Annotated in this window: 24 protein-coding genes; 5 read left to right on the forward strand and 19 right to left on the reverse strand. The window is 52.9% G+C overall.

All coding sequences use genetic code 11. The annotated features are described in order from the left end of the window. Positions 1–30 precede the first annotated feature (30 nt). The 11 genes from rnc to AACY98_RS10995 form a co-directional block, all read right to left on the reverse strand. The gene (gene rnc / locus AACY98_RS10945; RefSeq protein WP_339804975.1) at positions 31–747 is read right to left on the reverse strand and encodes a ribonuclease III; all 717 of its coding nucleotides are present in this window, start codon (positions 745–747) and stop codon (positions 31–33) included. Positions 748–796: 49 nt separating this feature from the next. Further along, complete coding sequence (locus tag AACY98_RS10950; protein ID WP_162615319.1) at positions 797–1,174, reverse strand: DUF4845 domain-containing protein; 378 nt, start codon at positions 1,172–1,174, stop codon at positions 797–799. A gap of 216 nt (positions 1,175–1,390) precedes the next feature. Next, positions 1,391–2,272 (reverse strand): M48 family metallopeptidase, encoded by an 882-nt coding sequence (locus AACY98_RS10955; protein ID WP_339804980.1) that lies wholly within the window; start codon positions 2,270–2,272, stop codon positions 1,391–1,393. Positions 2,273–2,280: 8 nt separating this feature from the next. Beyond that, positions 2,281–3,060: a lysophospholipid acyltransferase family protein gene (locus AACY98_RS10960; protein ID WP_339804982.1), complete on the reverse strand. Its 780-nt coding sequence runs from the start codon at positions 3,058–3,060 to the stop codon at positions 2,281–2,283. Position 3,061: 1 nt separating this feature from the next. Further along, positions 3,062–3,709, reverse strand: coding sequence for a D-glycero-beta-D-manno-heptose 1,7-bisphosphate 7-phosphatase (gene gmhB / locus AACY98_RS10965; protein WP_239442381.1), 648 nt, complete (start codon positions 3,707–3,709; stop codon positions 3,062–3,064). 17 nt (positions 3,710–3,726) lie between these two features. Beyond that, complete coding sequence (glyS, locus tag AACY98_RS10970) at positions 3,727–5,850, reverse strand: glycine--tRNA ligase subunit beta (protein ID WP_339804985.1); 2,124 nt, start codon at positions 5,848–5,850, stop codon at positions 3,727–3,729. 17 nt (positions 5,851–5,867) lie between these two features. Then, positions 5,868–6,800, reverse strand: coding sequence for a glycine--tRNA ligase subunit alpha (glyQ, locus tag AACY98_RS10975; RefSeq protein WP_126980349.1), 933 nt, complete (start codon positions 6,798–6,800; stop codon positions 5,868–5,870). A gap of 33 nt (positions 6,801–6,833) precedes the next feature. After that, complete coding sequence (gene lnt / locus AACY98_RS10980) at positions 6,834–8,399, reverse strand: apolipoprotein N-acyltransferase (protein WP_339804987.1); 1,566 nt, start codon at positions 8,397–8,399, stop codon at positions 6,834–6,836. A 24-nt stretch (positions 8,400–8,423) separates the two neighbouring features. Further along, a complete protein-coding gene (locus AACY98_RS10985) occupies positions 8,424–9,359 on the reverse strand; it encodes an HlyC/CorC family transporter (protein WP_339804989.1) in 936 nt (311 codons plus the stop codon). Between the two features lie 79 nt (positions 9,360–9,438). After that, positions 9,439–9,954, reverse strand: a complete 516-nt coding sequence (gene ybeY, locus AACY98_RS10990; RefSeq protein ID WP_339804991.1) for an rRNA maturation RNase YbeY — start codon at positions 9,952–9,954, stop codon at positions 9,439–9,441. Next, positions 9,947–10,981: a PhoH family protein gene (locus tag AACY98_RS10995; protein WP_339804993.1), complete on the reverse strand. Its 1,035-nt coding sequence runs from the start codon at positions 10,979–10,981 to the stop codon at positions 9,947–9,949. The genes ybeY and AACY98_RS10995 overlap by 8 nt, the downstream gene beginning before the upstream one ends. 112 nt (positions 10,982–11,093) lie before the next feature. Between AACY98_RS10995 and ruvA the strand changes: the two genes are divergently transcribed. After that, entirely contained in the window at positions 11,094–11,669 is a 576-nt protein-coding gene (ruvA, locus tag AACY98_RS11000; RefSeq protein WP_339805220.1) for a Holliday junction branch migration protein RuvA, read from the forward strand. Between the two features lie 49 nt (positions 11,670–11,718). Here the strand turns inward: ruvA and AACY98_RS11005 are convergent, their stop codons facing one another. Continuing rightward, complete coding sequence (locus AACY98_RS11005) at positions 11,719–12,156, reverse strand: hypothetical protein (RefSeq protein ID WP_339804995.1); 438 nt, start codon at positions 12,154–12,156, stop codon at positions 11,719–11,721. A 362-nt stretch (positions 12,157–12,518) separates the two neighbouring features. Here AACY98_RS11005 and AACY98_RS11010 point away from each other — a divergent pair, with 362 nt between their 5' ends. Continuing rightward, positions 12,519–13,592 carry an ABC transporter substrate-binding protein gene (locus tag AACY98_RS11010; protein WP_339804997.1) on the forward strand — a complete coding sequence of 358 codons (1,074 nt, stop codon included), beginning with the start codon at positions 12,519–12,521 and terminating at the stop codon, positions 13,590–13,592. A 56-nt stretch (positions 13,593–13,648) separates the two neighbouring features. Here the strand turns inward: AACY98_RS11010 and AACY98_RS11015 are convergent, their stop codons facing one another. Then, the gene (locus AACY98_RS11015; protein WP_339804999.1) at positions 13,649–14,467 is read right to left on the reverse strand and encodes a HEAT repeat domain-containing protein; all 819 of its coding nucleotides are present in this window, start codon (positions 14,465–14,467) and stop codon (positions 13,649–13,651) included. Positions 14,468–14,619: 152 nt separating this feature from the next. Between AACY98_RS11015 and AACY98_RS11020 the strand changes: the two genes are divergently transcribed. Both AACY98_RS11020 and AACY98_RS11025 read left to right on the forward strand, forming a co-directional pair. Beyond that, entirely contained in the window at positions 14,620–15,426 is an 807-nt protein-coding gene (locus AACY98_RS11020; protein WP_339805001.1) for an ABC transporter ATP-binding protein, read from the forward strand. Between the two features lie 74 nt (positions 15,427–15,500). Beyond that, on the forward strand, positions 15,501–16,283 hold the full coding sequence (locus AACY98_RS11025; RefSeq protein WP_126980290.1) for an ABC transporter permease: 783 nt from the start codon (positions 15,501–15,503) through the stop codon (positions 16,281–16,283). Between the two features lie 76 nt (positions 16,284–16,359). On the opposite strand, the gene frdD is transcribed toward AACY98_RS11025, so the two are convergent. The 5 genes from frdD to AACY98_RS11050 form a co-directional block, all read right to left on the reverse strand. Further along, positions 16,360–16,746 (reverse strand): fumarate reductase subunit FrdD, encoded by a 387-nt coding sequence (frdD, locus tag AACY98_RS11030; RefSeq protein ID WP_126980289.1) that lies wholly within the window; start codon positions 16,744–16,746, stop codon positions 16,360–16,362. A 25-nt stretch (positions 16,747–16,771) separates the two neighbouring features. Beyond that, positions 16,772–17,164 carry a hypothetical protein gene (locus AACY98_RS11035; protein WP_126980288.1) on the reverse strand — a complete coding sequence of 131 codons (393 nt, stop codon included), beginning with the start codon at positions 17,162–17,164 and terminating at the stop codon, positions 16,772–16,774. A gap of 3 nt (positions 17,165–17,167) precedes the next feature. Continuing rightward, positions 17,168–17,989 carry a succinate dehydrogenase/fumarate reductase iron-sulfur subunit gene (locus AACY98_RS11040; RefSeq protein ID WP_339805005.1) on the reverse strand — a complete coding sequence of 274 codons (822 nt, stop codon included), beginning with the start codon at positions 17,987–17,989 and terminating at the stop codon, positions 17,168–17,170. Next, entirely contained in the window at positions 17,986–19,749 is a 1,764-nt protein-coding gene (frdA, locus tag AACY98_RS11045) for a fumarate reductase (quinol) flavoprotein subunit (RefSeq protein WP_339805007.1), read from the reverse strand. Before frdA ends, AACY98_RS11040 begins: the two co-directional genes overlap by 4 nt. A 376-nt stretch (positions 19,750–20,125) precedes the next feature. After that, positions 20,126–20,851, reverse strand: coding sequence for a S24 family peptidase (locus AACY98_RS11050; RefSeq protein WP_339805009.1), 726 nt, complete (start codon positions 20,849–20,851; stop codon positions 20,126–20,128). A 245-nt stretch (positions 20,852–21,096) separates the two neighbouring features. On the opposite strand from AACY98_RS11050, the gene AACY98_RS11055 reads away from it, so the two are divergent. After that, positions 21,097–21,318, forward strand: a complete 222-nt coding sequence (locus AACY98_RS11055; protein WP_126980284.1) for a YdcH family protein — start codon at positions 21,097–21,099, stop codon at positions 21,316–21,318. A gap of 100 nt (positions 21,319–21,418) precedes the next feature. On the opposite strand, the gene cysE is transcribed toward AACY98_RS11055, so the two are convergent. After that, entirely contained in the window at positions 21,419–22,177 is a 759-nt protein-coding gene (cysE, locus tag AACY98_RS11060) for a serine O-acetyltransferase (RefSeq protein WP_339805011.1), read from the reverse strand. Between the last annotated feature and the right edge of the window lie 24 nt (positions 22,178–22,201).

Genomic DNA, 22,201 nt, shown 5'->3' on the forward strand with positions numbered 1-22,201 from the left:
CGTCCAATTGCCTTTTATGTTCAGTCGATGTCACTTCGCAGGCTTATCATGCTTGCCTGTGCGGCCTTTTTCTTTGTATTTTTGTCTAAGCAACTGTAACATATTCTGTGCCGCCTCCTGCTCAGCGCTGCGGCGCGAAGTGCCCTGGCCATAAGCCACCATATCCAACTTGACCACACTGCATTGCACTTCAAAAGTCTGGTTATGCAAAGCACCATGGGTGGCACTGACCGTATACACCGGCAGACTCATATGGCGGCCCTGCAACCATTCCTGCAAAGCCGTTTTGGCGTCTTTACCCCAGTCTGCCGAAGTCACCGACTGTCCTTCAAACTCGGGCTGAAAAAGTGTTTGCACAAACGCATCTGCTGCTGCAAAACCGCCATCAAGGTAAATGGCTCCGATCACTGCTTCCAGTGCATCGGCCAGAATGGAAGGGCGTTCAGCACCACCGCTGCGCAATTCACCCTCGCCCAGCTTTAATGCATGGTTCAATCCCAGGTGTAAGGCCAGTTGGTGCAGCGTGGTCTCACGAACCAGATGCGCCCGGATGCGCGATAAATCCCCCTCGCTGGCATCTGGAAGAAACTGATACAGGCGCGTTGCAATAGAGAGATTCAGTACCGAATCTCCCAAAAACTCCAGCCGTTCATTATGCGTCGAGCTATAGCTCCGATGCGTCAGCGCCTGTTCCAACAATTTGATATGGCTGAAACGATATTCAAGCCTTTGCTGTAAAGTATCCATCGATGCAATGTTATCCGCGCAGAAGTCTCACAGCAAACCACTCAGCCCGCTAGCGTTGGGTGCCGGCTGTCTGAGAATCGGAAAAATGGATGGTGTATGAGTACGATCCCACAATCGGAATGACTTTGTCATAACTGAAAGACACCGTTGTACGGTTAGTGCCTGCATTGGTAATTTTCAGATCATTGCCCGTGATCGGCGGGGAAGTCACCCCTTCCATACGGATCTGCGTATCAAACCGGCTACGCACTTCGGCTTCAGTACTGCTATTTGCAGCAAACCGAGCCACCTTGGAAACCGTCTGGTATTCCGTCAGAACAGGAATCACCCGTATGGCTGCCACAGCCAGAATCCCAAGAATAATGACCGTAATCAGCATTCCCATCATGGTCATGCCACGTTGACGTAACTGCAGTTGACTTTTCATCAGTCCCTCTCCCACGCATTCAATTTGTTTTGCCCACTCAATCACCATAACATTCAAATCTATTTAAGTGATTGAAAACAGAGCTATTTTATCGTTTCGTACACACAATACGCAAAATTATTCGCCAATTGACGCCTCTAAACGTCATTTTTCACACAGAATCCCCAATTTAATTGAACGGACGGCCGCACGTACCCAGTCAAGCGTTTTTGACTGTCACCATGTCAGCATGACCCGGTTTTTCAGCAGTTTGCGCTGCTCCTTGTAGTCCGGCAGCACCTGTGCCACCCAATTCCAAAACCGCAGGCTGTGGTTCATCTCATGCAAATGAGCCAGCTCATGCACAACAACATAATCAATAAGCTCCGGTGGCATTTCGATCAACCGCCAGTGCAGCCGGATCACACCTTGCGTTGTGGCACTGCCCCAGCGCGTTGCTGCAGACGTTAAACGAATCTGCTGCGGACACACTTTCATGATGTCTGCATAATAGGCGCAGCGTTTTTCAAACAGTTGCATGGCTTGCTGCTTCATCCATTGCTGCACGGTCTCTCGTAACTTGGCCGGGTCAGAATGATAATCCCCGCCACCCACACACAATACACGGCCCAGCCCCTCGTCTTTCAGGCATATATCCTGACTTTCCGGCTGTAACCGCAATACTATTTTTTGACCGAGGTATGTCAGCTCTCCACCGTCTTCCCATCGGATCCGCAAAGCATCTTCGCGATGGTGCCGGTCCTGCTGTTCTTTCAGCTTGCGCAACAGCCAGCGGGATTTTTCTTTCAAAAACTGCTCAATTTCCTGTTGCCCGACCCACCGCGGCACACTGACACTCACGCCCTCGGCGCTGACATGCAATGCCATATTCCGCCGGCGTTTGTATTGCAGCTCATAGGCAATACAGCACTGGTCCAGATAAATATGGCGGTTGGCCCTCGGGTTCAGATAAATAGGCATCCCTCCGACAGAACTTAGCTCTTTGACAAAAGGCATGGCCTGCTTGGCTAAACTCTGGAGTTGGTGAGACTCCTGTGGAGGAGCGCCATGCTCATCCTGATCAAATAACGATAGCTGAAACAAATTTTCGTCGTGCACAGGTAACTTCACTCCGTTTCCGACTGGGCAACCGGCTGCTGCGCAACCTGTTCTGCCGTGTAAGCCTGCGGGTCAATATGCCGCATCTGATTTTCAATCCATGTCTGCACTTCATGCGTCAATTCATGGTGGTCCCGTCCAGCGCTTGGAATAGCCGGGCCGATCACCACATCAATGGTGCCAGGTTTTTTGACAAACGCCCCTTTGGGCCAGCACTTGGCAGATGTCACCGCAATCGGAATGATATCGGCCTGTGTCGCTACCGCCACCCTGGCGCCTCCAGACTTATAACTGCCAGTCTGTCCACGCGGTATTCTGGTACCTTCGGGAAACATGATGACCCAGCGCCCCTTGTCAATCAGGCGCCTGCCCTCACTGACCACTTTCTGCATCGCCTGGGTACGTGCCTGGCGGTCAATGTAAATCATATCCACGCTGCCTATCGCCCAGCCGAAAAAAGGAATTTGAAGCAGCTCTTTTTTAAACACAAACACAATATCATGCTGCAGCACCCAATTCATTGCCAGCGTTTCCCATGCCGACTGGTGTTTGCATAACAGCACAATGCGCGCATTCGGATCTGCGGGAAGGTTTTCCAGCCCTGTCACGCGCCACTTGACCCTGCACAACCAGCGTAATGTATAAATACTGAACTGGCACCACCTTGCACCAATATGGTAAATCACTTTTTCCGGCAAAAAAAACCGGCCGACCGCCATCACAATGCTGACGGGAATAATGGTCAATGCCATCAGGATCATGTGTAATACTGAAGCAATCAAAGCCATATCACACGCCCCTCTGGTCCCGACTGGCAGCCAAAGCATCCTGCCCCAGCTTTTCTTCGGGCAGATCTGTCCCGTCATTCAACTGAGCCTGCTGTTGAAGCCAGTAGTCTACAAAGTGTGACAGGTCCTCATGAATGACCGTTCCGGAAGGCAAATCATCGCGCAGCGCTGTCTGCTGCCCTTTCCCCGTGCGTACCAGATGCGGCTGCGCACCTGCTGCTGCCGCTGCCTGCAAATCTCGCAGCGAATCGCCTACGGCAGGCACATCACGCAAATCCGCCCGGAAACGCTCGCCAATCTGTTCAAACAACCCCGGAAGCGGCTTGCGACAGTGGCACATGTCTGAGGCCACATGAGGGCAAAAAAACACCGCCTCAATACGCCCACCCTCGACCGCCAGCAACTGTTTCATTTTTTCATGCATGGCATTCAATGCCACAATATCAAACAGTCCCCGGCCCAGCCCGGATTGATTGGTCGCCACCACCACCTGCCAGCCCATCTGGCTCAGCCGGGCAATCGCCTGCAATGCTCCCGGCAGAGGAATCCACTCATCGGGAGATTTCACAAAGTGATCGCTGTCCTCGTTGATGGTTCCATCACGATCCAGAATCACCAGCTTGGGTGATGTAGATGATATCGGCATCATTTACCCTCTACCGCTCGTCAGGCCAGTTGCGACAAATCTGCAACACGGTTCATCACCTGGTGCATCAAAGCCAGCAGACCCAAACGGTTGCGACGCAACGCCTGGTCTTCTGCATTCACCATGACCTGATCAAAAAAAGCATCCACCGGTACTTTCAATACAGCCAGCTCTTTAAGAGAAGTCGTGTAATCCCCTTGCGTATAGGCCAGGTCTGAAGCTTGCTGAGCATTTCGCAAAGCACTCTCCAGAGCAACTTCCGCCGGCTCACTGAGCAAAGCTGCATCCACCTGCGCTGCAACCGGCTCGGCTGTCTTTTTCAGAATATTCCCCACACGCTTGTTGGCTGCAGCCAAAGCAGGCGCTTGTGGCAAAGCGGCAAAAGCACGCACCGCTTCGAGGCGGTTTAAAACATCATCCAGACGCTGCGGCCGCAAGACCAAAACAGCATCAATCTCCTGCGCCCGGTACCCCTGGTCACGCAACGCACCGGAAAACCGTTCATAGATAAAATCCGCCACCGCTTGAGACGGGTCTTTAAACTGTGCATCCACACCTGCCGCGCCCATAAACGCTGTTGCAGCCATTTCCAGCAGCCAGTCCAGTTGCAGCGGCAGTTGCTTATCAGCCAGCATGCGGATCACCCCCAGCGCATGACGGCGAAGCGCAAAAGGATCTTTATCGCCGGTAGGCACATTGCCGATGCCAAACATACCTACCAGCGTTTCCAGCTTGTCGGCCAAAGCCACAATCACCCCGACCGGGTTACGCGGCAATTCGTCTCCGGCAAAGCGAGGCTTGTAATGGTCTTCAATGGCCTGCGCCACCTCCACCGGCAACCCATCGTTCAAAGCGTAATAACGCCCCATAATCCCCTGCAATTCGGGAAACTCACCGACCATATCCGTTAACAGATCGGCCTTTGCCAAGCGTGCAGCCAGATCGGCCTGCATACGCAGCGCATCATCCCCCAGCTTACCGGCAATGGCCTGTGCAATCTGACGGATACGGCTCACGCGGTCTGCCAATGAGCCAAGTTTATTGTGGTACACCACGCTGGCGTAATTCTTTTCGCGTGCTTCCAATGGCTTTTTACGATCCTGATCGTAAAAGAATTTGGCATCCGCCAGACGCGGGCGCACCACCCGCTCATTGCCGCCAATCACAGCACTGGCATCATCCGGGCGGATATTGCTGACCACCAAAAACTGGTTCGTCAATTTATCATCCGCATCGAGCAGCGGAAAATATTTCTGATTTGCCTTCATTGTTAAAATCAGGCATTCTTGCGGCACTTCCAGAAATGCCGGTTCAAACGCACACACCAGCACATTCGGGCGCTCGACCAAAGCCGTCACCTCATCAAGCAACGCGGTATCGGCAATCGGCTTCACCCCTCCGCCAACGGCCTGCGCAGCCTGCTCCAACTGCGTCTGAATCCACAGCCGCCGTTCGGTAAAGCAGGCAAGCACAGCGCCTTCATTTTTAAGCTGCTCGGCATAACTGTCAGCATTCTGAACCTCGATCGGATCTGCCTGCGCCTCAAAACGGTGCCCATGCGTTGTGCGTCCTGCGGTCAGGCCAAACGCCTGCACTGGAATAATATCTGTGCCATGCAAGGCAATCATCGCATGAACCGGGCGCACAAAATGCACCGTGCTCCAGCCGTCTGCCAACTGGTAACTCATCACTTTGGGAATGGGTAACTTGGCTACTGCCGTATCCAACGCACGCTGCAAACCTGCCTGCAACGTTGCACCGGTAACCGTGCTGTCATAAAACAGCACCTCATTTTTACCATCCTGTTCGCGTTTAAGCTCAGCAACAGCAGAAGCATCGGCCCCCAGGCTGGCAAGTTTTTTGAGCAACGCGGGCGTTGCCTGCCCCTGTGCATCCAGCCCCACCGATACCGGCATCAGTTTACGTGAAACCCTTTGATCCGGTGCCTGTGACACCACCTGCGTGATATGCGCCGCCAAGCGGCGCGGTGAAGCAAAAGGTGTGACCTCCGCATCATCTCCGGCCAGCCCTTGCGCTTTCAGCTCCTGCGACAGTACATTGGCAAATGCCTCGCCTAACGTCCGCAGCGCCTTGGGGGGCAGCTCTTCAACAAATAATTCGACCAGTAAATTCTGTTTTTTCATTCTGCAGCCTTTGACACTCATGCGGTTTTCTTTTGCAGACTTGCCATCACCTCTTGCGCAACAGCCCGGCTTGCCATCGGAAAGCCCAGGCGCTCGCGGCTATCGAGATAACTTTGCGCCACGCTGCGCGCCAGATTGCGGATACGGCCAATGTAAGCCGCGCGCTCTGTGACCGAAATGGCCCCGCGCGCATCCAGCAGATTAAATGTGTGTGCTGCTTTCAGTACCTGCTCATACGCAGGCAATGCCAGTTGTTCACTCATCAGGTGTTGAGCACTTTTTTCATGGGCGGAAAATGCTTCAAATAAAAATGCCGCATCACTGTGTTCAAAATTATAAGTCGACTGCTCCACTTCATTCTGATGATACACATCGCCATATGTCAAACGCGTGCCGTCGGCCTGCTGTGTCCAGACCAGGTCATACACATTGTCCACGCCTTGCAGATACATGGCCAGGCGCTCCAGTCCATACGTAATTTCACCGGTGATCGGTTTGCAGTCAATGCCGCCCACCTGCTGAAAATAGGTGAACTGCGTCACCTCCATGCCATTGAGCCACACTTCCCAGCCCAGGCCCCAGGCGCCCAGTGTCGGATTTTCCCAGTCATCCTCCACAAAACGAATATCATTGCGCTTCAGATCAAACCCCACGGCCTGCAACGAGCCCAGATATAAATCCAGAATGTTTGCCGGTGCTGGCTTTAACACCACCTGAAACTGGTAATAGTGCTGCAACCGGTTCGGGTTTTCGCCATAACGCCCATCTTTAGGGCGGCGGCTTGGTTGCACATAAGCGGCCTTCCATGGCTCCGGGCCGATCGAGCGCAGAAAAGTTGCTGTATGGCTGGTGCCGGCCCCCACCTCCATATCATACGGTTGAAGCAAGGCGCATCCTTGTGCATCCCAATAAGTTTGTAGGCGCAATATCAATTGCTGAAAGGTCAGCATGGTCATTCTTATCTTTAATTGAAAAATAGTATTTTAATTCGATACGCGAGTGCGCGTGCGCAGCAACAAAAAGGAGATCGTCACCAGCCCATACAGCCATAACGGCAACAACCCCCAGGCACTGACCCAAGACACATAAAATGTCAGCCCCTGCCGTCCCTGCACATCCCCCGCCAGCACACCTTGCGTGAAAGGTGCCAGCATGCCCTGCACCCGCCCTTGATCGTCAATAATGGCCGTCACACCTGTATTGGTTGCGCGGATCATCGGGCGTTGAAACTCCAGCGAGCGCATGCGTGCAATCTGCAAGTGCTGGGGCAACGCCACTGTATCACCAAACCAGGCAATGTTGCTGGCATTGGCCATGATCGTCGGCTCCTGCCCCGGCACCGCAAACCGCCGGGCCAGCTCTTCACCAAACAAATCTTCGTAACAGATATTGGGCGCAATGCGCTGGCCACGCCACCACAAGGATGTGGCATCCACGGCGCCGCGGTCCATATCCCCTAAAGGAATATCCATCATATCGACGAACCAGCGAAAACCCCAGGGAATAAACTCTCCAAACGGCACCAGATGATGTTTATCGTACTGGTATAACGCCTGCCCCGGTGCCAGCCCGATCATCGAATTGGTCACGCCTGTTGCATCGGTCCGCAGCGGAATCCCGATCAATGCGGCCGTATCCCCTGCGGCAAACTCCGCTCTCAGTCCCTCCCACAGGCCACGCGGCAAATATGAGGGAAACGTCGGAATCGCTGTTTCAGGCGCCACCACCAGATCAACACCCTGTTCCTGCGCCTGCAGCAGTTCATTGAGATACCAGTGCAGCGCATTGAGCATCGTCTCCTGCTCAAACTTCAGGTTCTGCGGCACATTGCCCTGTAACAGTGCCACTTTGATGGTGCCGGCAGGCTCGGTAAAGTCATGCCGTAACGACCAGTGCAGCCCCAACACCACCACAATGGCTACCCACGCAGCCATCAACTGGCGCCATGTGTCCTTTGGTGTCAAAAAGATGGTTGCCACACTTGCTGCCAGCAGCGCCGCAACAGCACCAATGCCATACACCCCCAACCATGGGGCATACGCATTCAATACCGTATTGTCAACCTGTGCGTAACCCGATGACGCCCAGGGAAAGCCGGTAAAAATCCAGCCGCGCATCAGCTCTGCAAGTAACCAGGCGGCAGAAAATCCTACAATCGATACCGTTGCTGGACGGGACACTTTACGCACCAGCGCCATGGCCAGTGCATAAATCAACGCCAGGCCGGCACACAACAACACCACCGCCAAAGCCGCCAGCACCGATGGCATACCACCATACCGATGCATACTGATATACAGCCACCAGACGCTGCCAACCAGCCATGCCAATGCAAACAACCAGCCGATCAGCGCGGCTTTCACTACACGCGGTGACTGGGCAATCAGCCCGGCCAGCCAGACCAGTGCCAGCACCTGCAGCCAGCTGTTCACACTGCCCTGGTGCGACAGCGCCCAGGCATGCAGAACCCCGGCAAACAGTGCCTGCAGCACCGGAAAGCGGGAAAGACGCAAATAGCGGTAATGCCACTGGGGGCCGGGTCTGTTCACACACTCCCCCTCATGGTGCTGCAATTAAACCGACTCAATCGCTTCCGCCGATGACGCCGGATCAATCGGAGATACCCGGAACCAGCGCACCACACCAGAGCGCGTATGCAATACGGTGAACTGCAGGCCACCAAACACGCAGGTTTCACCCCGGCGTGGCACATGGCTGAGTTCATGCGAGATATAGCCGCCGATGGTTTCCACATCATCAGAAGCAAAGTGCTGATTGAACGCTTCATTGATACGCTCTAACGACGTATCTCCGGCCACCCGGAAACTGCCATCCGTGAGCGTATAAATGTCGCCCTCATCATCAGGCACATAAAACTCATCTTCGATCTCGCCAACAATTTCTTCCAGCACGTCCTCAATGGTCAGCACCCCTGAGACACGGCCAAACTCGTCCACTACCATCGCCATGTGCTGATGATGGGTCCGAAAATCCGACAGCATCTGGTTCAGAGAACGGCTCTCCGGCACGAAAAAGGGCGAGCGCAACAACATGCGCAGGTTGATTTCCGGGGCCCGGCTGAGTTTGAGCAGATCTTTGGCCAGCAGCACGCCAATGATATTCTGACGGTTTTCGTCATCATCCTCACTGTTGCAGTCAAATACCGGAAAACGGGAGTGCCCGCTTTCGATAATGGCGTTGATCAATACATCCACCGGCGTATTGATATCCAGCATCTCCATCCGGGAAGACGGCACCATGACATCAGCGGCGGTCATATCGGCCAGCCTGACGGCACCGTCAATCATCACCAGCGTTTCATCATCAATGATGCCATCCTTGTTGGCTTCAACAATGACTTCACGCAGCTCCTCACGGTTTTCTGGTGCATGGGAAATAAAATCGGCGATACGCCCGAACAGCCCGCGCTTATTCTCTGAGGATTCATTCTCTGCACGGGGATTTCGATCATTTTGGCCTCGCGGCCTGCTAGGTTGTGGGTCAGACATCGCTTACGCGAGGAAGTTAATGAAGCCTTTAGCATACCGGAAAATGCCAAACCGTGCATGAAAATGCCAAGCAGTCGGCTCATTCATAGGGGTTGGCAAACCCCAGGCGCGCCAGTATGGCTACCTCCCGTTGCTCCATCTGCTGCGCTTCATCCGGCTGCTCATGGTCCCAGCCCTGTGCATGCAAAGCGCCATGTACCAGCAGGTGCGCATAATGCGCCTGTATGTCTTTGCCCTGCTCACGTGCCTCGCGCGCCACCACCGGGGCACAAATCACCAGATCTGCCTGTACCACAGGTGCATGAACATAATCAAACGTCAGCACATTGGTCGCATAATCCTTCTGCCTGTAGGTATGGTTCAGCTCCCGCCCTTCCGGCTCGCCCACAATACGCACACTGAACTCGCCCTGCGCTACCCGGCTGGCATCCAGCGCATGGCGCAGCCAGCGCATCACTTTGTGCCGGGGCAACAATGCCCGGTGTGTCGCATCAGCAAACTGCAAGGACAAAAACACCTGCGGCAGAACAGACCGGGGATCCGCTTTCCTGACCACCGCCTGGCTATGTTTGGCTCCAGAAGACTTTCTACTCATGTTTTTTCCCGTACGCCCGGTCTTTTTTCTCACGGTCGGCATCGTAAGCCTCCACAATGCGCGCCACCAGCGGATGGCGCACCACGTCCACACTGGTAAAGCGCGTTGAAGCAATACCATTGACGTCATGCAACACCTTCACCGCGTCCACCAGTCCGCTGGTAACGCCTTTGGGTAAATCAATCTGGCTGATATCCCCCGTGACCACGGCGCGACTGCCAAACCCGATGCGGGTCAGAAACATTTTCATCTGTTCCACGGTGGTATTTTGTGCCTCATCCAGAATAATGAAGGCATGGTTCAGCGTGCGCCCACGCATGAACGCCAGCGGCGCAATTTCAATGGCGCCACGCTCAAACGCCTTACCCACGCGGTCAAACCCCATCAGGTCATACAGCGCATCATACAAAGGCCGCAAATACGGATCCACCTTCTGCGTCAGGTCACCCGGCAAAAAACCCAGCCGCTCGCCAGCCTCCACGGCCGGCCGCGTCAGAATCACGCGCTGCACCTGCGAGCGCTCCAAAGCATCCACCGCACAGGCCACCGCCAGAAACGTTTTCCCGGTACCGGCAGGGCCAATGCCAAACGTCAGGTCATAGTGCAGAATGTTATACAGATAGTGCGCCTGATTGGTCGTGCGCGCGCGCAGGTCGGAACGGCGTGTATGCAGTGCCACACCCATTTCATCATCCGGCAGCATGGCTTCAGCACCCTGACGGTCTGGATCTGACGGTTTTGCAGCCCTTGCTTTTTTAGCTGATTTTTCAGCATGCCCGTCTCCTGCCAGTGTCAGTTGCACCACTTCCTGCGCAATGGTGTGGCGGGCAACTTCATACAGTGCCTGCAGCACTTCCACCGCACGTGCCGCGGCTACTTTTGCCCCTTCCACCCGGAACACATCCTGGCGGCGGCTGATTTTGACATTCAGCGTAGAAGCAATCAGTTGCAGGTGTGCATCCAGCGGGCCGCATAAATTGGCCAGTTGTGTATTACTGGCGCCATGAAATTGGTGTTTAATGATCACGCTGACTCCGGTTTCTGTATGGACATCTGTTCATATCGGCATTCACCAGGATTGTCACATGGAATCGATCCATCCTGCTAACATGCACCCATTGAAACATTATATTGACATCATGATTGGACGTTTAAGTGGTATTTTGGCGGAAAAAAATCCGCCGCAGATTCTGGTCGATGTGGGCGGTGTCGGCTACCTGGTGGACGTGCCGATGAGCACTTTCTACAACCTGCCGGCCGCAGGCGGCAAAGTGACGCTGCTGACGCATTTCATCGTTCGTGAAGATGCCCAGATCCTGTTTGGCTTTGGCACGGCGACAGAACGCGACGCCTTTAGGCAACTGGTCAAGATATCTGGCGTCGGCCCGCGCACAGCACTCTCCATCCTCTCCGGTCTTTCTGTGAGCGACCTGGCCCATGCCGTTTCCACACAGGAAGTCGGCCGGCTTGTCAAAGTCCCCGGCATCGGCAAAAAAACCGCCGAGCGCCTGTTGCTGGAGCTTAAAGGCAAATTCGGTGAAGATCTGGGTGTGGCCGACAGCACAGTTCAAAGCGAAACCCAGTCTGACATTGTGCAGGCGCTGCTGGCTCTGGGCTATAACGACAAAGAGGCCCGTGCAGCGTTTAAGCAACTGCCGGCCGACATTGGCGTTGCCGAAGGCATCAAGCAGGCACTGCGGGCATTATCCAAATAAACCTGAAACATATCCGCCAGCAATTAACCACGGCTGGCAGGAGCGGGTTTCAGTCTTTTTTATACTCAGCGCGTGTATGCGCCAGCAGCACGGTCAGCATCATGTCCACAGAGCTGTCAATGGTGCTGGCCATGGCCTGTAATTTTTTGACCAGATCAGCGGGCAATGTGACACTGGCCTGCTCAACCGGCAGCGCCAGGTCATCCACCTCAATATCCACAGTCGTCCAGATTTTGTTGTGCTCGGCGACCTGCAGCTCGCTTTTCTGATAAATGCTCAACATGCGGGGCAGGCCCACATATTCATCAGCCAGAATAAACCGGTGCAACGTATCGGAAAGCAGCTTTTTCGTTTTCTGCTCAACCTCTTCCACCGACTGCCCCCGCACCGTATCCAGCACCCGGTAATTCAATACAATCGCAAACGCTGGCACTGCATCCAGAATCAATTCATTTTCTTCTTGCCGGATACGGATTGGAAATTTCATTTTTAAACTTTCATCACAATACAAACACGCGCCCTTGGGAGATACCACCGCCGGCAACCTGTTGACCGGTTATCCGCGACAGAGTGGAATGGTATCACTGCAAGCTATTTTAAAGGCATCAAAAGCCGGATGGCAGAATGGCAATTTTTAGCCTTTCAATCCTATCTTTCAGAATCAGGCATATTCTTACCCGTGATGAATCCGTTTCGCCTGTAGCACTTTCTGCGCTTTTGCGATTTCAAACAAAAACAGCCCGAAGAAATCACTGCAACGCAACCTGACGCCATCATCAACAAAACCATTCCCCTTTATACTTTACATCTGCGCCACGCTGTTGGTATGTCCCATCATAAGGAATTTTCATGAAAATATTGCGTCTCTCCGTTTTCCAAAAAATTGCCGCCTGCCTGGGAATTTTTCTGGCGACAGCGGCACATGCAGAGAACAACCTGACAATTGCACTGGCACGCAATACCATCACGCCAGCAGAAGAAACCTTCACCATTGCTGTTCCTAAACAACTTGGTTATTTCAAAGAGGAAGGCATCTCTGTTGCCATTATCACCACCAGCGGCTCCACCGCTGCCTTACAGGCAGTAGCCAACGGCAGCGCGGATATTGCCTACGCATCATCCACCACCATTGCCTCTGCAGTGGAACGCGGCATTCCGGTCAAGGCATTTGCCGGCATTACCGTGCAATGGCCTTATTTTATCGGTGTGCCCGAAGGATCTGCCATTAAAACCATTGCCGACCTCAAAGGCCGGCGCATTGGCGTCATCAGCCTGGCATCAGCCTCTTATGCCGACCTGAAAGCCAATTTGCATCTGGCCGGTTTAAGTGAGGATGACGTGACCATCGTTGCCGTTGGCGCAGGCGCCAGAGCCGCTGCCGCGTTGCGCAACAATGAGGTTGATGCAGTAGACAGTTATTCCGACTCCTTTACCGTCATGCGCCAAAACGGCGTTACCCTGACACTGCTGCCACGCCCGGCGGAAATGGAAAAGCTGTTCAGCGTCACCATGGTTACCAGCACCAAAATGCTGCAGGAACGCCCGCAAGACCTGGTGAGGTTCGTACGGGCTGCCTATAAAGGCATTATTTATACACAACTCTACCCGGAAAGCGCGTTGGCACTCAGCTTTGCCGAATATCCCCAGTTGGCCGGCAGCAGCGACCCCCGCAGCCAGGATGCACGGAACACACTGGAAGCCATGCGCATTGCGCTGGGCGACTCCATTCCCAAAGACAACGCAGACCCTGCAACCTGGGGACAATGGCTCAATATCAGCAACGAGCGCTGGGATGCCCTGCTCAAATTTGCCTACCAGACCGGGCAGATCGAAACCCAACTAACGCCTGCACAGGTATGGGATGGCTCACTGATGCCGCAGATTTATCCGCTGGATATTCACAGCATCGTCGAGAAGAAATAATTTCCAACAGCACGCAATACCTGAATAACCTCATATCAAACACTGCGTATGGCCTGTCATTCCTTAGGCTGACAGGCCTGCATTGCGTCCCGTAAAGCAGAAAGCCAGGCTATATCGGTATCATTATCCGTGCTGCATTGATTCCAAAATTTTTCCAAAACCGGATAAAGACGTGGATCAGCCAAAGTTTCTGCCGCTTCCAGTTCACAAAACCCGTAATAACTGACATCCGTTTTATTGAGCAGAAAATCTGTCACCCCAGGGTCTTTGCGCATCGCCAGTCCAAGAATGGCTTCCCCTCTCACTTCACCATATGTATCATACATATTCACCCATAACCGCTCCCGGACGGCCGGTGTATCGATACCATTCTGGTAAACCAGGTTAAGTGAGAAGGTAGCCCAGTCTCTTACGTCATCATCGGCATCTGCAGCCAAACGCAGCAAAACATCAAGGCACTGATTTTGCGCATAACTCCCCAATGAAACTGCAACCGCCTTGCGTACTTGGGCATCAGGATGATCAGCATATTGCATGATGGCTGTTACAGCTTCTGGAGCAGGTCGATACCCTAATCCACGAAGTGCAGCAATGACAACTTGCAAACACTGGTCACGCAATGCCCGGCATAGTATTTCATGTGTTTGTTCGACCGCATAACTTTGATAACAGTTCTTAGACGGGTTGCGTAGAGTCATCTCACCCAGAATATGAACGGCCATGACGCGTTTATGCCAATTAGCTGATTCAAACATGTTCTGCGCTGCTTCAACCATTTCCGTTGTTGCGCGCGTATTTAACTCTGCCACAATATCCCAGTACTGATCGTTGTAAACAGCTTGTAATCCCATACCAATAAGACTTTTGGTCTGCATACTCTTATATCTTTTCCAGTACATCTTATTCCCTCGATAACCATTGCATGTTCACATTCTAAAACCAAGGACAACAACGGTATCTTCTTTGCTGATGAATTGAATCCCAAGAAGCCACTACAATTACAAGTGGTAGACATTGAGGTTTATTCATGGACATTGCGGCACACCAGCCCATCAGCCCTTTTATCCAGATCAGTCACCTGACAAAAGCGTACCAGTCTAAAAAGACCGGTACCACTGTGGCGTTGGAGGATGTCAGCCTGACCATTCACCAGGGGGAATTTGTCGCACTGATCGGGCCATCCGGTTGCGGCAAAACCACTTTACTGAAAATTCTGGCGGCGCTGGTTCCCATTACCGAAGGGCAGGTGCTGATTCATGGTCAGCCCGTCACTCAACCGTCTCCGGCCGTTGGGGTTGTCTTTCAGGAACCCACTTTGTTACCCTGGCGCACCACGCTGGAAAATGTCATGTTGCCAGTGGAGCTGCTGCGTGTATCTGACACAACAGCCTATCAGCAACGGGCTTTGGAGCTGATCGAAATCGCCGGACTGAAAGGCTTCGAGCATAAATACCCCAAAGAGCTTTCCGGCGGCATGAAGCAGCGTGCCGGCATCTGCCGCGCTTTGGTCTGCGACCCAGATGTATTGCTGATGGACGAACCATTTGGCGCACTGGATGCCATGACCCGCGAGTTTTTAAACGTGGAGCTGCAGCGCATCTGGATGCAAAGCAAAAAAACCATTATTTTTGTTACGCACTCCATTTCAGAGGCTGTTTTTCTGGCCGACCGCATTGTCATCCTGAGTCCGCGGCCCGGGCGTATTGCAGAAATTGTCTCGATTGATGACCTGCCGCGCCCGCGCCAGCTCTCAGATATGAACAATAACTATGCAGGCCAGGTATTAGCCTATATCCGGCAATATTTTGATTACAATCAACCCAGAGGCTGCTGACAGCTTTCATCATGAGTTTATTGGCGGCTTTAAAGCTGTAAATTGATATTGAGCCAGACGGAAACAGATTTCACATGATCCCACGTAAAAACAGAATAACACAGGCCGTTTTGGTTGTTCTGGTATTTATCCTGGTGACAGCCGCCTGGCAGATTTTTGTACGCGTCACCGACACCCCGGCTTATACGCTGCCGGCCCCCAGTGATATTGGGGAAAAGCTGCTGGCAATGCTGCAAACCCCATCGTTTTGGCGGGATGTGTGGGTCACACTGCAGGAAACATTCTGGGGCTTTCTGCTGAGCATTGTGATCGCTGTGACACTGGGTGTGCTCATTTCGCAGTTTTATACGCTCGAGTTAAGCCTGCTGCCCTATATTGTTGCGTTTCAAACCATTCCCAGCATTGCGCTGGCGCCTATTTACCTGTACTGGTTTGGTTACGGCATGGCGCCCAAAATCGCGCTGGCAGTCACTATCTCATGCTTCCCTATCATGATTAATGTGATTGCCGGGTTACAGTCTACCAATGCCGAGCAACTGCAAATGCTGCGCGCATTTGGTGCTTCCCGTATGCAGATTCTGCTCAAACTCTCCATCCCCAATGCCATGCCGCACTTTTTCACCGGATTGCGACTGGGCATTATCATGTCCTTGACCGGTGCGCTGGTGGCCGAATTTGTCGGGGCCAGTGCAGGCCTGGGTTTAAGAATTCTTCAGTATGAAGCCCAGGCAAAAATTGCTGATATGTTTGGGGTACTGATTGCGCTGGGTGTTATGGGCATTTTGGCTTATGCGCTGATTTCCTGCCTGCGCAAAAAAGTTGTCTTCTGGGAAGACCCGCACGAACACCATCATTAACTCGTCTGCGCTTCCTCCAATGAAAAAACCGACATTATGAATGCAATGTCGGTTTTTATACTCATGCCACAGGCAGTTACCAGCCCAGAATCATCGTCAGCAAAAATGCCAGCACGGGAACCCCGTACAACACGCATTTGCCTCTGAAACCCAAAGACACTTTGATATCATGCAGGCAGTAATAAAAACGGTGTGCGCAATGCCACAGCATCAAAAACAGCACGCCAGCCGTAATCAGTAAAAAGAACTTGTTCTGGGCAACCCAGCCAAACGATTGGTAGAACCCCATCGCTTTTTCCGGATGCAGTGGCAACCAGATGCTGAAAATAACCACCAGCACGGGAATGACAAGCGCAGCAATCATCCCCCCAGCAGCAAACAGGCTCCAGAAAATTGGCTTATAGGTGCGTTTTTGACCTGTGGATGCCGCGACAGGTTGTGAGTGTTCGTTCATTGAGGCCATTTGATTTATCTCCTCTTGTCATCCATCAGGCAAAAATAGCAACCAGCAGCAACAATGCCAATGACACCGCTGCCAGCAGAATGTAACACCCGGTAATGATGGTTTTTGCCGGCATGAAATGGTCACCCTGCAAAATCTTGATCACCTTGGGCATGGTCTGGAACCAGGTCACTGTATGCCAGATACCGGCAACCAGAGATGCAATAGCCACCAGAATCATCACCGGGTTGTATTGTGAAGCCACCCAGAGCCCCCAATGTATGGGAGATGAGGCCAGCGCCACAATGCCTGCCATCAGGTTGATGACATACAGCCCGATCAGCACACAACTGAACTCACGCACCATGTAACGGCGGTAGTAGGAGTTTTTGGTAAACCAGTCATTGGGCATTTCCCGTTTAAAAGGTTTTCGACTCATGGCTTATCCCTCCTTCTTCTCTGCGGCTTTACTGCCGCCAGACAACAGATTGCCTGCCCAGTACATCAGGCCGCGCGACTTATTCTGCTGAATACTGCCACCCGGATCCACATGCTTGGGACACACTTCGGAGCAGTATCCAACGAATGTACAGGGCCACACGCCATTTTCCTGATACAGCACCGGCTTACGCTCTGCCTCGCCCTCATCGCGCGAATCGTAGTTATAGCGTGTCGCCAGCGCAATCGTGGCCGGGCCTAAAAATTCCACATTCATCGCCACCTGCGGACAGGCCGAGTAGCACAACATGCAGTTGATGCACATAGTCAGCTCTTTGAACTTGGCCAGTTGTGCCGGCGTCTGCATGTACTCCTGCGGTTTGCCGTCTTCGCCCACTGCTATTTCCGCACCCGTTTTACGGATGATGTAAGGCTTGATCGACTCCAGCTTTTGCAGGAAAGGATCAATATTGACCACCAGATCTTTTTCAATATCGAAATTATCCAGCGGATCAACCCTCAGTTTCTTTGTGCCTTCCGGGTAGTCACGAATGAACGTGGAGCAGGCCAGTTTGGGCTCACCATTGACAACCACCCCGCACGATCCGCATACAGCCATGCGGCATGACCAGCGGAAAGTCAGTGAGGAATCCAGGTGATCCTTGATGTATTGCAGCGCTTCCAGAATGGAGGTTTCATTCTTCCAGGGCACATCAAACACCTGTGTCCATGGAACCGGGTCGACATCCGGACGGTAACGCAAAACCTCTATCTGGATCGTCTTTTCAGATGCGGCATCGTGTGTTGTATTTTTGACATCACTCATTTCGTTTCCTCACCTTCTGCACCATAAACGCGTTTGGCAGGTTGCGACTTGGTAATCTTCACCGGGCTGTAATCAATCTTGGGTACAGTGCCTTGCTGGTAAAAAGCCAGTGTGTGTTGCAGGAAATTGACGTCATCACGCTCTGTCGCATCCAGACGCTGGTGCGAGCCGCGCGACTCTTTGCGGTTCAGCGCTGAATAGGCCATGGTCTGCGCGACATCCAGTGTATAACCCAGCTCGATTGTTGAGAGCCAGTCGGTATTGAACACCTGCGATTTGTCGTTGACTCGCACATGGCGATAGCGCTCTTTCAGTTCTGCCAGCTTGTCAATGGTTTTCTGAATCCCTTGAGCGTCGCGGTAAATACCCACGCCTTCTTCCATCGTGTCGCCCATTTCATCGCGAATCGCAGCCGGGTTTTCTGTTCCCTTGCCATCCAGCAGGCTGGTAAATTCGCCAAACCGTTTCTGTGCCTGGCTCAGCAGTTGCTGTGCATCCACTCCTGCGTGCGCTTGTGCGTATTTGGCGGCCTGCTCACCGGCCACCTTACCAAACACCACAATTTCCGCCAGTGAGTTGGAACCCAGACGGTTAGCACCGTGCAAACCCACGGAAGCACATTCACCTACAGCAAACAGCCCCGGCATGCGCGTTGCCGTCACACCATCGGTTTCAATACCGCCCATGGTGTAATGCACCACCGGGCGCACCGGCACTGGATCTTTCACCGGGTCCACCCCGGCAAACTGCTCAGCCAGCTCACAAATCAGCGGCAGACGTTCATGCAGGTGTTTTTCACCCAAGTGCCGCATGTCCAGATAAACCGCATCCCCCAGCGGGGTTTCAATGACGCGGCCTTTTTTCTGTTCATGCCAGAAAGCCTGCGACACCTTGTCGCGCGGACCTAGTTCCATGTATTTGTTTTTAGGCTGGCCAACCGGTGTTTCCGGGCCCATACCGTAGTCCTGCAGGTAGCGGTAACCATCCTTATTGACCAGAATACCGCCTTCACCGCGGCAGCCTTCCGTCATCAGAATACCGGAACCAAGCAAACCTGTCGGGTGATACTGGACAAACTCCATATCGCGCAACGGTACGCCATGCCGGTAGGCAATGGCCATGCCATCGCCTGTGACAATACCACCGTTGGTATTGAAACGGTAACAGCGCCCGGCACCACCGGTCGCCAGCACCACCGCAGGCGCACTGATCAGCCGAGGCTCACCGTTTTTCATGTCAAAGCACAACACGCCGTTTACCTTGCCATCTTCCACCATCAGGTCCATGACAAAATGTTCGTCAAAACGGTGGATGCTCGGAAACTGTATTGAGGTCTGGAACAGCGTATGCAGAATATGGAAGCCGCTTTTATCGGCCGCAAACCAGGTGCGGGGAATTTTCATGCCGCCAAAGCGGCGCACGTTCACATGCCCATCGGGCTGACGGCTCCAGGGGCAACCCCAGTGCTCCAGCTGAACCATTTCAGTGGCTGAATTCTGCACAAAATAATCAACCACATCCTGTTCGCACAGCCAGTCGCCGCCGGAAACAGTGTCATTAAAATGGTATTCCAGTGAGTCATCGTCACGCACCACTGCCGCAGCACCACCCTCGGCTGCCACGGTGTGACTGCGCATCGGATAGACTTTGGAAATGAGAGCAACTTTCAGATCGGGGAGCGTCCTGGCAATCTCTATGGCGGCACGCAACCCACCACCTCCGGCTCCCACAATGGCAACATCTGCGTTATAAGTCTGCATAATGGCCTTTCTCCAGCATATTCATCGTATATGCAAGCAAGTTGATATTTTTGTTTTACCCTGTCCTCTTTATTCTCAGACCTATTTGAGCATATCTCTAACAGACAAGTTTGACGATAATCACAAACAAAGGCAATCCGTCCTGCCTGAACAACAGGAGGATTCAACTAGCACGAGATGAAAATAATTATCATTTGAATGTCTGTGCAAACCCCACAGGTAAAACTATCATTCACATGAATCGCCTGACACGCTTTTCATGGCTAAACCTATCATAGCAGACTCAAATCTCTTCGCCAAAAATTACCCCTGAGCGCAACTCTTGAAAGCTCACACGGGTCAAAACACCGCCTCATTTTCCCCTCACAACGCATGGCTACAGCGCCTCACCCCGCCAGACCATCAACACCCGGCCCAGAATCTGGAAACTCATGGTTTTTTCATCCAGATCGAAAGCATCATAATCGGGGTTTTTGGCCTTGGCCCGCAGAAAATATCCTCCGCCCGGCTTGGGAATACGCTGCAACAGCCGGATGTAACCCTGCCCGTCAACATGGAAAAAATAGACCCCTTCCTTTTCAACTGCTGTGACACCCTGGTCAACCAGTAAAGGGTCTCCCGGATGGAATAAAGGGTGCATGGCCATGCCAAAACCCGTCAAAAGGCACAGCTTCTGAGGATGAGCACCCCTTACATTCTGTTGCAGCCACGACTGGCTGACCTGCCAGCTTTTGATCACGCCCGGCTGCCCCTCCAGCAACAGCGTCATGCCCGGCACTGAATCTGGCTGAAACTGCCTGATCAGCACACTGTCAATCGCAGGAATCTGAACCATGGAGCCAGCAGCATCGGCATGCGCCTGAAACACCACTTCCGCAGCAGACTGCTCCCAAAAGCCCAGTGGCAGGTCAAACGCTTTATTGCAGGCCTTCATGATTTCCAGCCCAACGCCTTTACGTCCCTTTTTATCCACCGGATACAGCAGCCTGCTGACATAAGACACGTCTTTGCCGATCCGCCTGGCAAGCACCGAGATACTGCCATCACACAGCTCCGCTCTGATGCGGTTGAGCAGTTGCTGTTCATTGGTGTATTCTTCCATGAGCCTCTCTCCCCATCAGAAATTGTTGCGGCAGACATGTATGCCTGAACCGAAGAATAAAACACAGCGTTTTCATCTGTCAATTCAGCGCCGGATTTATTCATACCTCATGGTATTGAGAATACCCCATGCGGCCTGCTCGTCGGCTACAATTGAATCAAGGTCATTTATGATGGCTGCGGTCTTCTACAAGACTATTCCCGCATCCATTTACCTTCCTTCAATATTCTGCACAAGGAGCCGCTATGTTTCCAGAGTACCGTGACCTGATATCCAAGCTTAAAAACACAGACCGCTATTTCGAAAGATTGTTTGAAAAACACAACGAACTCGACCACAAGATTTCCAATATGGAAGCTGGCCGTGAAGTTGATACTTCCGTGAGAGTAGAGACCCTGAAAAAAGAAAAGCTGCGCCTGAAAGATGAAATGCTGACCATTCTCAAAAAACACAGCGCATCCGCCTGAACCGGGCGGTTCACATCTATTGGACTGACTCAAAACTCACCATTGACCGCTTATGCTTTGCCATCACAACCGGCAAAGCATAAGACGTTTGATACTTACATTACTTCAGCTTTTCCAGCGGTGCTGCATCAAACTTGTTCTGATGCGCCTGCTGCGGAATCTCAATATCATGCTCGCGCGCAATGCACTCAAGCACCTGCCACAATAATTCAATCTGCTGCGCATGGCTTGTCATCCCACCAACCAAAGCATCCGTGGCCTCGGCGATCGGGTCTTTTTCCTGCGTGACAGCATAGGCTTTAAACTCTTCCGTCTGTTGCGGCTGCTTGGGTGCTTTCTCGTCTTCCTGGGTAATGATTCTGGCCGGGTTGCCCACAGCCGTGGCCCCGGAAGGTACCTCGCGCACCACCACCGCAGCAGAACCGATTTTGGCACTATCTCCCACCGTGAACCCGCCAAGCACCATGGCATTGGCCCCCACGATCACCCCCTTGCCCAGCGTCGGGTGCCGCTTGGTACCGCGAAACAATGTGGTGCCGCCCAGCGTTACACCCTGATAAATCGTGCAGTCATCGCCGACTTCAGCCGTCTCACCAATCACAACCCCCATGCCATGATCGATAAAAACACGCCGCCCCAGTTGCGCCGCCGGGTGAATTTCAATGCCGGTCAGCCAGCGCGCCATCTGTGAAATAAAGCGCCCCAGCCACTTGAAATTATGCCGCCAGCAGGCGTTGGCCCAGCGGTGCATCATCACTGCATGCAGCCCCGGATAGCAGGTCAGCACCTCCCATCGGCTGCGCGCAGCCGGATCACGCTCCAAAATGCAATTGATATCTTCTCTAAGCCGTGCAAACATGAGTGACTCTTTTCGTTGTAATGG

This window comes from Saezia sanguinis (genome assembly GCF_963921665.1).
Taxonomy (GTDB): Bacteria; Pseudomonadota; Gammaproteobacteria; order Burkholderiales; family Burkholderiaceae_C; genus Saezia; species Saezia sanguinis.